11 protein-coding genes are annotated in these 14679 nt (G+C 65.3%); 8 read left to right on the top strand and 3 right to left on the bottom strand.

The window, feature by feature from the left end:
• Positions 1–112 precede the first annotated feature (112 nt).
• Complete coding sequence (locus tag AC1RMY_RS04045) at positions 113–487, top strand: VanZ family protein (protein ID WP_492862662.1); 375 nt, start codon at positions 113–115, stop codon at positions 485–487.
• Between the two features lie 275 nt (positions 488–762).
• A complete protein-coding gene (locus AC1RMY_RS04040) occupies positions 763–2217 on the top strand; it encodes an undecaprenyl-phosphate glucose phosphotransferase (RefSeq protein ID WP_492862661.1) in 1455 nt (484 codons plus the stop codon).
• 109 nt (positions 2218–2326) lie between these two features.
• Here the strand turns inward: AC1RMY_RS04040 and AC1RMY_RS04035 are convergent, their stop codons facing one another.
• The gene (locus AC1RMY_RS04035) at positions 2327–2890 is read right to left on the bottom strand and encodes a WecB/TagA/CpsF family glycosyltransferase (RefSeq protein WP_492862660.1); all 564 of its coding nucleotides are present in this window, start codon (positions 2888–2890) and stop codon (positions 2327–2329) included.
• Positions 2891–3338: 448 nt separating this feature from the next.
• Between AC1RMY_RS04035 and AC1RMY_RS04030 the strand changes: the two genes are divergently transcribed.
• Together AC1RMY_RS04030 and AC1RMY_RS04025 are read left to right on the top strand one after the other, a co-directional pair.
• Positions 3339–5129: a type I secretion system permease/ATPase gene (locus tag AC1RMY_RS04030; protein WP_492862659.1), complete on the top strand. Its 1791-nt coding sequence runs from the start codon at positions 3339–3341 to the stop codon at positions 5127–5129.
• A gap of 2 nt (positions 5130–5131) precedes the next feature.
• The gene (locus tag AC1RMY_RS04025) at positions 5132–6442 is read left to right on the top strand and encodes an HlyD family type I secretion periplasmic adaptor subunit (protein ID WP_492862658.1); all 1311 of its coding nucleotides are present in this window, start codon (positions 5132–5134) and stop codon (positions 6440–6442) included.
• A gap of 45 nt (positions 6443–6487) precedes the next feature.
• On the opposite strand, the gene AC1RMY_RS04020 is transcribed toward AC1RMY_RS04025, so the two are convergent.
• Positions 6488–7114 carry a thermonuclease family protein gene (locus AC1RMY_RS04020; RefSeq protein WP_492862657.1) on the bottom strand — a complete coding sequence of 209 codons (627 nt, stop codon included), beginning with the start codon at positions 7112–7114 and terminating at the stop codon, positions 6488–6490.
• 117 nt (positions 7115–7231) lie between these two features.
• A complete protein-coding gene (locus AC1RMY_RS04015) occupies positions 7232–8062 on the bottom strand; it encodes an aldo/keto reductase (RefSeq protein WP_492862656.1) in 831 nt (276 codons plus the stop codon).
• A 123-nt stretch (positions 8063–8185) separates the two neighbouring features.
• Between AC1RMY_RS04015 and AC1RMY_RS04010 the strand changes: the two genes are divergently transcribed.
• From AC1RMY_RS04010 to AC1RMY_RS03995, 4 genes are all read left to right on the top strand, one after another.
• Positions 8186–9871 (top strand): FAD-dependent oxidoreductase, encoded by a 1686-nt coding sequence (locus tag AC1RMY_RS04010; RefSeq protein ID WP_492862655.1) that lies wholly within the window; start codon positions 8186–8188, stop codon positions 9869–9871.
• Positions 9868–11235 (top strand): O-antigen ligase family protein, encoded by a 1368-nt coding sequence (locus AC1RMY_RS04005; protein WP_492862653.1) that lies wholly within the window; start codon positions 9868–9870, stop codon positions 11233–11235. Before AC1RMY_RS04010 ends, AC1RMY_RS04005 begins: the two co-directional genes overlap by 4 nt.
• A gap of 66 nt (positions 11236–11301) precedes the next feature.
• Positions 11302–12039 carry a hypothetical protein gene (locus AC1RMY_RS04000; RefSeq protein WP_492862652.1) on the top strand — a complete coding sequence of 246 codons (738 nt, stop codon included), beginning with the start codon at positions 11302–11304 and terminating at the stop codon, positions 12037–12039.
• 308 nt (positions 12040–12347) lie between these two features.
• Complete coding sequence (locus AC1RMY_RS03995; protein ID WP_492862651.1) at positions 12348–14678, top strand: polysaccharide biosynthesis tyrosine autokinase; 2331 nt, start codon at positions 12348–12350, stop codon at positions 14676–14678.
• Position 14679 lies beyond the last annotated feature (1 nt).

Here is a 14679-nt window from a genome sequence, read left to right as displayed (position 1 = left end):
CCGCACCGGGCATGCTCATAAAGTGCTCAGTGCACGCTCACCGACGCGCGGCAGCGCGATGCGATCCTTGCCTGCAGCAGGCGCAAGGATCCAAAGAGACGAGAAACAGCGCTTGAGCGACATGGAAACGACCCTCCGGTGGATCGCGACCGTCATCGGCTGGAGTGCGGTGGCAGCCATTGCGTTCGTCACACTGGCGCCGATCGAGAGCCGGCCGCATTTTCCCGGTTCGGACCCCGATATCGAGCGCTTCCTCGCCTTCCTCCTTCTGTCGGGCGCATTGTCCCTGGCCTATCCGAAACGGATCGCCCTGGTCATCGTGCTTGCGATCGGGTTCGTGATCGGGCTCGAGGCAGCCCAATTCTTCGAGCCAACGCGTCACGGCAGGCCCCGCGACGCCATCGTCAAGATCCTGGGCGTCATGGCGGGCGGCGCGCTCGCTCTCCTGACCGACAAGGTCGCGCGCGCCCGGCGCCGCGCTTACTGAGCCGTACCCGGCTCGGTCACCCGACATCGTGCCAGCCTGTTCCAGAATGGAACGCCCGACCTATGCCATATCCCCGCATTGCAGCATGACTGAGCCAATCCGCCAAAAATGACGGTGGCATTCCCGGGGGGTTGCCAATCTGGAGCATGCCGCAACGGCATACCGCTTGCGATCTGCTTTCGCGGGTGCCCCCGCGCAGGCTCGTTGTGCCGGAGCGGGGCATCCGGAACCACACAGGCCAGGCTGTGCGCGACATGCCGGAGCGATCGACCCCTATGACCGTCAATGAACTGAATCTTGCCGCGGGCACGGAAACCGAGGAACGTGCCAACAGCCTGCGATATTGGCTCTGGCTGGTCACCGCGATCACCGACGGCTTCGTGGTCGTGGCGACGGTCGGGCTGGTCTCGCTCGCCTACCACCTGCAGGCCTATGGCATGGCGCCGGCGGACCAGACCACGCTCGAGCTGGCGACGATGCTCGCGGCGATCTTCGTGTTCGTCAACGCCATGCGTGGCCGCTACCAGCTCGCCAACTACCTCTCGACCAAGGGCCAGATCGCCTCGGCCTTCTCGGTCTGGAACGTGACGTTGATAGCCTTCGTCGCCATCCTCTTCCTCACCAAGATCGTCGACCACTATTCCCGCGTCGTGATCATCGCGAGTTACCTTGCGGGCATTCCGGTGATTGCGCTGACGCGCTCGGCGATGGTCCGGACCGTCTCCATCGCCAGCAAGACCGGGCGCATCACCAGCGAGCGCGTCTTCCTGATCGGCCGCGAGCCGGACGTGATGTCGTTCGTCTCGCGCCACCAGCCCTGGAAGGTCGGCTTCGCCATCGTGGATGTCGCCTTCCTGCGCAGCAATGACATGCACCGCACAGGCGACCCGGCAGCCGCTCGCGCCGCCGATCTCGCCAACGCGGTCGCCAATTGCCGCGCAAAACGGCCGGACTCGGTCTTCATCGCCTTGCCCTGGTCGGACCAGGAGACCATCGACGCATGCATCGATGCCTTCATGAACCTTCCCGTCGCGATCCACCTCACGCCCGAGAAGATCATGGACCGCTTCGAGACGCCGCATATCGTCCGCACCGGCAGCCTTTCCAGCCTGCGCCTGACGCGGCCGCCGCTTTCGCTCTCGGAGATCGCCCTGAAGCGCGGTTTTGACATCCTCGCGGCTTCGCTGATCCTGATCCTTTCCGCGCCGCTGCTACTGACCCTCGCCGCCCTGATCCGGCTCGACTCGGCGGGACCCGTGCTGTTCCGCCAGCGCCGCTACGGCTTCAACCAGCAGGCCTTCCGCATCTTCAAGTTCCGGACCATGACGACCACCGATGACGGCCACGTCATCGTCCAGGCGAAGCAGAACGACCCGCGCGTCACCCGCATCGGCCGCGTTCTGCGGCGCTACAACCTCGACGAACTGCCGCAATTGCTCAACGTCGTCGCCGGGCAGATGTCGCTTGTCGGACCGCGCCCCCATGCGCTGGCGCATGACCAGGAGTTCGAGCGCAAGATCGCGCTCTATGCACGGCGCCACAACGTCAAGCCGGGGATCACCGGCTGGGCTCAGGTCAACGGCCTGCGCGGCGAGACGGACACCGACGAGAAAATGGCCAAGCGCGTCGCCTTTGACCACTGGTACATCGACAACTGGTCGTTTTGGCTCGACATCGCGATCCTGTTCCGGACCGTGCTGAGCAAGAAGGCGTTCCTGAACGCGCGCTGAGGCATCGACCCGAAAAGTGGAACGCGGTTTTCGGGAAGAGCCGATGCCAAACCAAAGCGCCACATCATCGGGCCGGATGAAACATCCGCTCCGGTGATTTAGGGCACTGTCAGTCGCGCCGCATCGCGGCGCCGCTGCGCGCCACCCGTACCCGTGACATTCCGCCCTGCAGCAACTGGGCGAGGATGATCCCGCCGAAGCGGATCGCGGCAAGGCTCTGGCGAAGCGCCACACTGACGCGCGAGCCACCACGCCGCAGCATCGCGCGCTCGCCGCGCGGCAGCACATAGGCGCTGAAAGCCCCATCGAGATGAACGAGAGGCGCCTGCGCGAACCGATGGCCGTTCGCCCGGGAGAAAGCAGCAGCGTCGCGCTCGGCCATGTCGAGAATAATCAGTCCGGGCTTCGTGCCCGCGATGAAATCGACAATGGCGGGCGAGGCACTGCCTTCGAAATCGGCATCGCAAATTCCCGCGATCTTCAGCTGGGGGAATGTCGCGCCGACCGCGTCACGCAGCATGTAGACGATCCGCGCCTCGCTGCCGAAGAAGAAGACGGCCGTTCCGTCACGTTCGCAGCGATCGAGCAGCCGATACATCTCGCACATGGCGGGCGAGCCGGTCACCTCGCCGACCGCGGATGCGCCGTCTCCCGATGATCCGCTGCCCGACAAGAACGAACTCCAGAGCGATCTCAAAACAAACGAGGTGGGAAGCCATCACGAACCGCCGACATGCGGCGCCTCGCGATCAAGACTACTCTCTATCGAGACAACAATTCCAAAAAAGTTAACCATATGCAAACCGACGGCAAAAGCAGCAGCTCCATCGCGCGAGGGAACCCTTCGGACCCTGGCTGCATTCAGGCCCGGGCTCGCACGCGCGAGGCCGCTCCGCTCGCAAGCCCAAAGAGCCGCAATTACGTGTCGCGATGCTCTCGTTTCCGTCCGGATCATCGCGTGAAACCAAAGTAATCGGCGCCTCGATGACATGATGAACACCTCGAAAGCGCCGATTTGCTTCATCTTTAGGCAGGCATCATTAAGCATCTGGTGAGGCGGAAATGCCAAGCATGACTGCAACCTCTGCCGCGGCATTGTTGATCATTCCAGAGTCGAAGGTATGCGTTTGACCAGAAATCCCGTTCTCGAGCTCAGGCAGAAGCTGGCAGCGGAGTTCGCGCCCAGCGCCCCGCCCGCGCAGCCGAAGCTCGCCGACGCGCTGGCGGAATGCAGGAACGCCTGCATCGGCGCAGCCATGGTCAGCGCCATCATCAATCTGCTGTATCTGACCGGCTCCTTCTTCATGCTTGAGGTGTATGACCGCGTCATACCGAGCCGCAGCATCCCGACGCTTCTGGCGCTCTGCGTCATCGTGCTCGTTCTCTACGTCTTCCAGGGCCTGCTCGACACGCTCCGTGGGCGCATCTTCGTGCGCATCGGCTCCCTGCTCGATGCGCGCCTGAGCGACCGCATATACGGCACGGTCGTCGACCTCGCCGTTCATCAGCGCAAGATCGATGCGCTCCAGCCGTCTCGGGACCTCGATCAGATCAGGCAGTTCCTCTGGAGCGGCGGGCCTGTCGGCTTCCTCGATCTGCCCTGGATCCCGCTCTATCTGCTGATCTGTTTCCTGTTCCATCCGTGGCTGGGCGTGGCAGCACTCGTCGGCGCGCTCATCCTCGTTGCCCTGACCGTCCTCACCGATCGGGGCACGCAGGCCGCGTCCAGGGCGGGCACTGGACATGCCGAGACGCGATCCCGGATCGCGGAAGCCTCGCGGCGCAACGCCGAGCTGATCCATGCTCTGGGCATGAAGGGCACGATGGGCGAACGGTGGCAGAACGCCAATCGCGACTATCTCGCCACCAGCCGCAACGCATCCGACGTGGTGGCGAGCTTTGGTGCCGCCTCCAAGGTCTTCCGCACTGCGCTGCAATCCATGGTGCTGGCGCTCGGCGCCTGGCTCGTGATCAATCACGAAGCGAGCGGCGGCATCATGATCGCGAGCTCGATCCTGGTCGCACGCGCGCTTGCCCCGGTCGAAACCGTGATTGGGCATTGGAAGGGCTTTGTCGCGGCCCGGGCGGCCTGGAGCCGGCTGGAAGCGCTACTGACCGATGCTCCCGCACGCATCATGACGCTTCCGGCGCCCACCCGGACACTGACCGTCGAGCAGATCATGCTCGTGCCACCCGGCGCCCAGGTTCCCAATGTCTTCGACCTGTCTCTGACCCTGTCGGCGGGCAGCGCGCTCGGCGTCATCGGACGCAGCGCTTCAGGCAAATCGTCGCTGGCGCGCGCCCTTGTTGGCGTCTGGACACCGGTCAAGGGTTCGGTGCGGCTCGACAATGCCGGGCTGGACCAATGGTCGCCAGGCCTCCTCGGGCGCCATATCGGCTACATGCCTCAGGAGAGCGAGCTGTTCGAAGGCACGATCGCTCAGAACATCGCGCGCTTTTCCCCCGATGCGACGTCGGAGGCGGTCCTCGCCGCCGCACGGGCCGCCGATGTGCACGATCTCGTACTGCGCCTGCCGCAAGGCTATGACACGCAGATCGGTGAGCATGGCTGCATGCTTTCCGCCGGTCAGCGGCAGCGTCTCTCGCTCGCCCGCGCACTTTACGGCGATCCCTTCCTCGTCGTCCTCGACGAGCCCAACTCCAATCTCGACGAGGAGGGCGACGCCGCCTTGACCCGCGCCATCGCGAGTGTGAGGTCGCGAGGCGGCATCGCGGTGGTCATCGCGCATCGCCCGTCTGCGATCGCGGCCTGCGACATGCTGTTGATGATGGCCGGCGGACGTCGCCAGATGTTTGGCCCCAAGGAAGAGGTTCTCGCCTCCGTGACGCAACGGCCTCAACACGGCCTTCAACCTCCAGCGTCCCGAGACGCCCAGCGGATCGCGAGCTGACCATGATTCGCTTGAACGAACCCAGCGACCCCGCTTTGGCCGTGCGGCACTATCTGCGCTGGAGCTACGGGCTAACGGTCCTGCTCGTCTTCGGCCTCGGCGGCTGGGCGGTGGCAACGGAGATCTCCGGCGCAATCGTGACCTCCGGCCAGCTCGTCGTGGAATCGAACGTCAAGAAGGTCCAACATCCGACCGGGGGCGTGGTCGGCGCGATCGAGATCGAGGAAGGCCGGCGGGTCAAGGCCGGCGATGTGCTGCTGCGGCTCGATCCCACGGTGGCGCGCGCCAATCTCAGCATCGTCGAAAACACGCTGCTTCAGCTCGCGGCCCGCGAGGCCAGGCTTCTGGCCGAACGCGACGGGCAGGCGGAGATCCCGGCCCCACAACTGCGCGGCATGGTGCGCGACGAGGCAGCCGAAGTCCTGATCCGCAGCGAGCAGCAGCTTTTTTCACTCCGCAAGACAGCGCGTGACGGACAGATTTCGCAGTTGCGCGAGCGCGTCCTCCAGCTCGATGCCGAGATCACCGGACAGGCCGAGCAGCGCCTGGCCAAAGAACGGGAGATCGAGCTGATCAAGGCCGAGCTCGGCGGGGTACAGGAACTCTACCGCAAGAATCTCATCCCGGTGACGCGCGTCACGGCGCTCGAGCGCGATGCCGCCCGGCTCGCAGGCGAGCGCGGACTGCTGATCTCGACCACCGCATCGGCCAAGGGCAAGATCAACGAGACCAATCTGCAGATCCTGCAGATCGAGCAACAGATGCGCACCGAGGTCGCCAAGGAGCTGCGCGAAACGCAGGACAAGATCGCCGAACTCGTCGAGCGCCAGGTTGCCGCCAGGGACCAGCTTCAGCGCATAGACCTGCGGGCGCCGCAGAACGGCATCGTGCATGATCTCAGCGTCTTCACCGTCGGCGGAGTGATCACACCCGGCGAAACCGTGATGACGATCGTTCCCGACCTGGATGCGCTGGCCGTCGATGTCCGCATCACGCCCCAGGACATCAGCCATCTCCACCCTGGCCAGCCGGTCATGCTGCGTCTCTCGGCGTTCAACCAGCGCACCACGCCTGAGCTCGAAGGGGTTCTCGTCCGCATCGGCGCCGATCTCACCCAGGATCAGCGCAGCGGGATCAGCTACTATACGGCCCGCATCCGCCTCGCCGAGGGGCAGGTCGAACGGCTCGAAGGCAAGGAGCTGATGCCGGGCATGCCGGTGGAAGCGTTCATCCGGACCGGCGACCGCTCGGTCATATCCTACCTGACCAAGCCGTTGACGGACCAGATGCGCCGGGCGTTCCGGGAAAGCTGAGGCAATTTTGCGTGGACGGGGGCGATCTGCGGACGCGACAATGCGCTACTGAGAGATCCTCCAGCCGCCGCGCCAGAGACCCAGCCGCCCGGAGCGGGCCTGCGCGACCTCCTCTGCGAGCCCCGCTCCCGCGGGATTGGGTCTGGCCCAGCCCTGCAGCACCAATTGGCGCGCGATGCCGCCGGCCGGTGGCGAGGGCTGGCCTTGCAGATCGCACGCCGCCTCCATCTCCGCGTCGCCCGCCCATCTGACCGGCTTGCATCTCATCCCGACGCGCGCGACGAGGTTGTGCAGCGCCGCACGGGCCTGGAGTCCGCAGGCCCAGCGATATCCCTCCTCGTTGAGGCAGACCTGGTCGGCGCGCGGCCCCTCGACCCCGTGCAGGCGAATGATGACGTCGTTCCACCTGACGGACTTGCCGTCGATCGTCGCCACCGGCGGTCCGATATCGAAGGCAGGCTGAGCGGCGATATCTCTGCTGGGCGCCTGGGCGCTTGCTGCGGCAGCGATGACAGCGGCATCCGTTCGCGCGACCACTTTGGAGGCCGAGGCATCGGCAGCGCTATTGAACCCGCTCTCCTGTGTCGCGGGATTCCCGGTGGCTGCAGGGACTGCGTCGGGCCGGCTGCCCCAGGCCATGACCACCAGGGCACTGCCCACCAGAGCGATCATGATCTGGACCGCGATGATCCTGGCGTTCGAGCGGCGCAGCTTGCGCCGGAGAACAAATGCGACAGGCGGCAATCTCATCGCGAGCAATCACCCAATTGCCATTCGCGGCTGGTTGGCTCAGCCCGCTGCCTCCACGATCGCCTTGACGTGAGCGATATTCGACGAGCCGACCAGCACGCAGTCGACCCCCGGCAGCCCGAATGCGGCACGCACCGCGTCACCGGCGCCCAGTTCCGGCTGCATCCGGATGACCTCGCGCGCCAGCACCGTCAGCGCAGGCGCAGCCAGACGTTCGGCCAAGGGCGAGCCCTTGACCTCGGCCAGCACGTCATAAGGCAGTTGCAGCAGGGTCAGGCCCGGCATCGGCAGCCCCGCCTCCAGCGTCGCGACATCGTCGCAGGAGACACCGTAGGCACCGACCTTGCCCGCCTTCTTCAGCCCGGCAAGGGCTTCCCACACGGCATGGTCGCCCGCGGCCTGGGCCGGCGGGCTGTGCAGCAGGAAACCGTCCAACCGTTCGACGCGCAGTCGTCTCAGGCTCCCCTCGACCGCCGCCACGAGATGGGCAGGCGAAAAATCCTGCCCGATATTGTCGCCTCGCCGGGCCGTTACGGATTCGCTCGCCCTGCGCGACATCAATGGCTTCAGCAGCGGCTTGAACGGCCGCAGCAATCGCATTTTCCAGGAAAACTGCTTGCCCGCCTTGGTCACGACGAAGGCCTTGTCGCGCCGTCCGGCGGCGAGGAAACGACCGAGCTCGCGTTCGCTGTCGCCCTGGCCGTAGACGTCGGAGGTGTCGTAGAGCGTGATTCCCATGTCGAAGCTCGCATCGAGGAGCCGCCGCAGATCCGCTGTCGAGGTGGGATTGTTGAACGAGCCGATCCGGCTGCAGCCGAGCCCTACACGAGAGATTGTTTTCGCCGGGCCAGCGACGGGGCTTGCAGACATCAGGGTCGCTCCGCTCTCGCGGACGCTTTGTTGTCAGGCCGCGCCGAGTTGATATACACGCTGTCTTCGCAATTGCACAATAACTGCGGGACCGTCTGGCGGGACCGTCGGGGGTGAGCGCGCATGCTTCTTGACGTCGGGCAATTGGCGGCGGTCGGCACGGCCTATGATGTTGCCATCGTCGGGGGCGGGGCGGCCGGTCTGACCCTGGCGCGCGAGCTCTCCGGCAAGGGTCTGAAGATCGTCCTCCTCGAGGCCGGCGGCGACAAGCGCACCAAGGCGAGCCAGGAATTCTATCGCGGCGAGATCGTCGATCCCGAGGTCCATCCCTGGATCGACAGCTATCGTGTGCGCGCGATCGGCGGCTCCAGCCGGATCTGGGGCGGCCGGACCATCCCCTTCGATCCGATCGACTTCGAGGCGCGCGGCTGGGTGCCCGGCTCCGGCTGGCCCTTCGGCTTCGACGAACTCGAGCCCTATTACCGGCGCGCCGTACCGGAGACGGAAGCCGGCCGTCCCGCCTTTCGTCCAGCCGAGGCCCTCCCCGGCTCCCAGCGTGAACTCGCTCCCTCGCTCGATGGGGAACTGATCGAGACGACCGTCGAACGCTTCAGCAAACCGACCAATTTCTGGCGCCTGCATGGCGAGGCGCTGCGTACCGCTGCCGATGTCCATATCGTGCGGGAAGCCCCTGTCACCGGCATCCGCCTGACGCAGGACGGCGGCTCCGTCGCGCGGCTCGATGTCGCCGGGCCCGAAGGCAAGGTTCTGGCCGTGAAGGCGCGTCGTTACGTACTTGCCCTGGGCGGGCTGGAGACAACCCGGCTGATGCTGGCTTCCAACGACGTCGTACCGGGCGGGGTCGGCAACGCTTCCGACCAACTCGGTCGCAACTATATGAGCCATCTCTGCACGACGGCCGGCGTGGTCACCTTTTCCGGCCGCCCGGACGCGATTGCCTACGACTACGAGCGCGACGAACTCGGCATCTATGTCCGCCGCCGCTTGGCGCTGACCGAGACGGCGCAAGAGCGCTTCGGCCTGCTCAACACGACCTTCCGCACGCATCTGCCCGAGCCGGCGAATCCGGCTCATGGCGACGCCATTCTCTCGGCGATGTTCCTGGTCAAGGATCTCGTCCTCTATGAATACGCCCGCAAGTTCCAGGAGGGCCGCGTGACGCTCGCCGCGCGCGCTCGGCACCTGCGCAACATCCTCAGCCAACCGCTGCGCCTCGCCCGCTTCGGCATCAACTGGCTGCGCGGGCGCACCTTCGCGGACCGCAAGATACCCTCTGTCGTGCTGGGCTCGTCGCTGAACCGCTATGTGCTGGAGTTCCATGCCGAGCAGGCTCCGAACCCTGATAGCCGGCTAATGCTTTCGCAGGAGCGCGACGCCGCCGGTGTGCCGCGGCTCAAGGTCGATTGGCGGATCACCGATCTCGACATCGCGAGCCTGAAGCGGAGCTATGCGCTGCTGCAGGAGGAACTCGCCCGCACCGGCACCGGCCGTCTCGATTACGATCCGGACGATCTCGAAGCGCGCACCCGCCGCCACGGCGTGGTGGGCGGACATCACATCGGTACCACCCGCATGTCGGTCGACCCACAATCGGGTGTCGTCGATGCTGATCTGCGTGTCCATGGGGTCAGCGATCTCTATGTTGCCAGTTCCTCGGTCTTCCCGACCTCGGGCCAGGCCAACCCGACGCTGACCATCGTGGCGCTGACGCTCCGGCTCGCAGATCATCTGGCCGGCGAACTGCACACTGCCAAGCCGGAGCCGGTCGCGGCGCAGCAAGCGCTGTGACCGCGACGGCGTTCCGCAGCGCGCTCGGCGTTCTGCTTCTCACGATCGTCTGCCTCGCGCCGCTTCCCTATGGCTCCGCCTCGAGCGGCTGGACGCTGATCTGGCTCGCTGCCCTCGGCGCGATCGTTGCCGGCCAGGCTCTAGCCCTGCCACTGCCCGAGAGGCTCGTCACGATCGTCGTCGTAGTGCTGCTCGGGTTGGCTCTGGTCTGCACCGTTTTGCTGCAGGTCAGTACCGGCCTGCCGACGGCCTGGACTCACCCCGCATGGTCTCAGGCCGCCCGCCTCGGCATACCCGGCATCGAGCCCCGGCTGACGCTCGACGCCGGCGCCCCCATCGAGGCCCTGGCCGCGCCGTTGCTGACCCTGCTCGCTTTCTCGGGCGGCTATCTCCAGGCCTACCGGCGAGCCTTCGTCTGGCGTCTGGCGCGGACCCTGGCGATATCGAGTCTCGTCTGGGCCGTGCTCGGACTGGTGCTCGCCGAACTCTATCCGGGCCACGTCCTGCTCGAACAGAAGGTGGCCTATCGCGAGAACATCACCGGCACCTTCGTCAACCGGAACACGGCGGCGACCTATTTCGGAATCAGCGCCCTCGTGGCGATCGCGCTGGCCTTCCGGATCTGGCGGCGCACCTGGCCAGGAGGCTCCCTGCCGCATCGGGAGCGCTTCCGCTTTGCGATTTATCAGATGACCTCTCCCACGATGGGGTGGAGCGCGGTCGCCGCCGGGCTGATCGCGTCGATGCTGTTGACGGGCTCGCGCGCCGGGGCAGCCGCCACGCTCTGCGCCGGAGCCCTGTCGGTCGTGCTGCTCATGAGCAAGGGCACCGGGAACAGGCGGATCTGGCAGATCGGCCTCGGCATCCTCGCCTTGCTGATCGTGACGGAACTGTTCGGCGGCGGCCAGATCGGGACGCGCCTGGCAGGTGGTTTCGACGAGGACGGACGCCTCAAGGCCTGGCTCGCGACGTTCGACCTGCTCGTGGCCCATCCCTGGCTCGGAACCGGGCTGGGAACCTTCAAGGAGGCCTTTCCCCTGGTTAGGAATTCTCCCGCCGGGCTCATGCTGGTCTGGGAACGCGCCCACAACACGCCGCTGGAACTGGCGGTCGAACTTGGACTGCCTGCGGCCATCATCGTCGTGGGTCTGTGGTGCCTGATGATGGCGACGTTCCTGCGGCGCTACTTCCGCGAGCAGGACGCCTTCGTCCTGCCGGCTCTCGCCTTCGCCGTGATGACGCTGACGGGGTTGCACAGCCTGGTCGATTTCTCGCTCCAGATTCCGGGCTTCGCCATTCCGGCCGCCGTCTTCCTGGGCGCCGCCTGGCGGCAGGCGGAGGAGTCGCCCGTGCCGCATCGTTAACTAAGTCTTAGCGGGCGTAAGGCATTCACTTCCCTAAATGATACACTCCGTGCTAATCAGCCGGGATTGGATAGCGGAGTTCCATTAATGCCCTCGTTCCGTGTTCTGGCATTTGCGATTGCGCTCTCGGGCGTGGGTGGCGCTGCCCCGGCTTTCGCCCAGGCTGCGGCAAGCTGCTCGGGTGGTGCGCAATTGTTTGCTCCGCAGTTCTCCGCAGCGTTCAGGACGGATCCCCAATCCTTCATCACTGGTCTGGCATCTGGCGAAAGAGACGTCGCCGATGTGGTTCGGCGGCTGGTGGCCCAGAACCCGGGCGTCGTTTCGGCCACCGGGCCGGACGGCTCCTCCGCATTGGCCGCTGCCGCTAGGGCGATGCCGGCCCAGTCCGGTGCGATTGCGCGCGGCCTGGCTGCAGCCGCCAAGGATTGCGTCGATGCGAGGCAGCCGGATCTTGCGACAGCGATTCAGGCAACTGTCCTCACCCAGTTCGACACCGCCTTCCAGGCCGAATTCGCTCGGGCGAGCGCCGATCCGACGACGACGGCCACCGCGGCGGGCGCATCTCAGGGCGGCAGCAATGGCGGCAGCGGCATCACCCTCACCAGCCTGGTGTCGAACCGCGGCAGCTCGCCCAGCACCGGATCGAGTTCTTTCCGGAACAGCGATTTCACGGTCGATCCCGGAGACGGCACCGCGCCCACGCTCGCCACCCGGACGACGGGTTCGACATCGACGTCGACCACAACGCTGATCACCCGTACGATCAATGTGTCGGGCAGCCCTGCCTCGATCAACGGCTTCTGAGCAATTCGGGCACGCCAATCTGGAAAGCACCGTGGCGCGAGTCGCGGGCTTGCAGCGGCGTTTTGGTGCGTCGGACCCCACTCGTCGAATATCCTGACATCGCCGGAAATGACCTATTTGGCGGCTGAACTGCCAATAGTCAGCGCCGCCGCGCGCTCTGGCCATCGATTTCCGGCCGATGAGCGGGAGAAATCGTCGCATGGCCTTTATGTTGCATTGCACACAGGCCGTGAGTATACGTTTTCCTCATTCCTGAATGTCAAAAAGCGACCGCCCTTCCCTCAAACCTGCTCGACGGGTGAAGCCGCATGCTGATGCACACGTCCCGGGGGTGGAGTTCCGGTGGATTTCCGCCGAGCAACGAGTCCGCCGACCAGTCGAAGCTGACCCTGTCGGCACTGCTCGGAGTGGTGCGTCGCTATCGCATTCTTCTGGCGGTCACGCCTGTCGTGGTCATCGCGCTGGCGTTGGTCTACGCCCTCACCACCCGCCCGATGTATTCGGCCTCGGCGGACGTCATCATTGACGCGCGCAATGCGCGCGTGATCGAACCCAGCAATGTCAGCGTCACTCCGACGCAGCTCGGCCTCGACGCGGCAGCGATCGAAAGCCAGGTTCAGATCCTTAAATCGGAAGAGCTCGCCCTCAAGGTCATCAAGGCCTGGAAGCTGGACCAGCGCCCCGAATTCACGCAGCCCAAGAGCCTGATGGTCGCTGCGGTCGCCGCCGGCCTGCAGCAACTGCGCGGCATCCTGTCTTTCGGCGGCAGCTCGTCGGTCGAGGTCAAGACCAAGGGCATCTCCCGCGACGTGGTCGACGAATTCGCCAAGCGCCTGACAATCAAGCGCGCGGACGAAACCTATGTGATCAATATCCGCTTCGACGCCGAGGAGCGCAAACTCGCAGCCGACATCGCCAATGCCGTCGCAAACGCCTATCTCGACGAGCAGCTCGACGCGCGCTTCGACTCGATCAAGCGTGCATCGACCTGGCTCGAGGCCCGCAAGGAAGAGCTGAGGCAGCTCGCCAACAAGGCCGACCTCGCGGTCCAGAATTTCAAGAAGGACAACAGCCTCCAGATCACCGGCTCGCGCACCGGCATGGCCGATTCCCAGTCGCAGAACTTGAGCGACACGCGCCTGAACAAGGCTGATCAGGACCTGGCCGAGGCCCGCCGCGACACAGAGCAGAAGCAGGCTCGCTATGATCAGATCATGCGGGCCATCAGCGCGGGCGACCTGAACTTCAACGTGGCGGACGCGCAGAACAACGAGGTCATCACCCGGCTGCGCCTCAAGATGGCGGAGAACGCGCAGCGCCAGGCGGAATTCACCAAGCGCTACGGTATCAACCACGAGGCCGTTCAGCAGCTCATCGCAGCCAACCGGCTCCTGGCCGAGGGGGTGACCGCCGAACTCGGGCGGATCGCGCAGAGCTATTTCGCCGATCTCGAAACGGCCAAGGCGCGCCAGGCCTCCGCCGTCGGGAACCGCGACCAGCTCGCGAGAGATGCCAGCGAAGTCAACATCATCCAGGTCAAGCTGCGCGAACTCGAGCGCGAGGCACAGACCTATCAGAATCTGTACCAGTCCTTCAGCGACCGTTACGCCACGGCGATCCAGCAACAGAGCTTCCCGATCACCGAGGCGCGGATCCTGACCGAGGCCTCCGAGCCGCGCGAGAAGAGCGCGCCGAAGACGGGCCTGATCCTGGTGCTTGCCGCCTGCGGCGGAACCATTCTCGGCTTCGGACTTGCCATCCTGATGGACATGACCGACAGCGCCTTCCGCACACCGTCGGACGTCGAGAACAAGCTTCAGACAGCTTGCCTCGGCGTGCTGCCGAAGCTCTCCGGTCGTGCAGCGCAGGAGCTGACGCGAGGCGCGGTAGCCAAGGAACCAGGCACTCTGCCCGCTGATCTTGGTATCCTGTCCTACGTCGCGACGGCGCCGCTCTCGCGCTTTGCCGAAACGCTGCGCGCGGTGAAGGTGGCAGCCGACCTGGCCGCGCTCGACGGCAAGATGAAGGTCATCGGCATCGTCTCCTCGATTCCGAACGAGGGCAAATCGACCGTCTCGATGAACCTGGCGCAGCTCATCGCCATGTCCGGCAAATCGGTCCTCCTGATTGACGGTGACCTGCGCAATCCGAGCTTGAGCAACATGGTGGCACCGCAGCGCGATTCAGGCCTGCTCGAATACCTGATCGACTCTTCGACGATCAGCCAGGCGATTCTGGCGGACCCCACGAAGCCACTGTCCTTCCTGCCTGCGAATGGCGGGATCAGCGTCGCGCAGACGGCGGAACTCGTCGGGAGTGCGCAGATGGGGCGGCTCCTCGAGATGCTCTCCAACACCTACGACTTCGTCATCATCGACCTGCCGCCCCTGGCGCCCGTGGTCGATGTGCGCGTCATCGCCCGGCTCATCGACGGCTTCGTCTATGTGGTGGAGTGGGGCAAGACGTCCAGCTCGACTGTCCAGCAGGCCATGCAGACCGTACCGAGCCTGCATGACAAGCTGCTCGGCGTCATCCTGAACAAGACCAACATGCAGGCGCTCCGCCTCTACAGCAAGAACGAAGCCGGCAACGAATATTACGATTACCATCGCTTCGGCGCTTATTCCGAAAGCCACTGAG

The sequence above is a fragment of the Allobosea sp. GW822-FHT03F07 genome, assembly GCF_058801345.1.
This window is presented reverse-complemented; position numbering and strand designations above follow the sequence as displayed.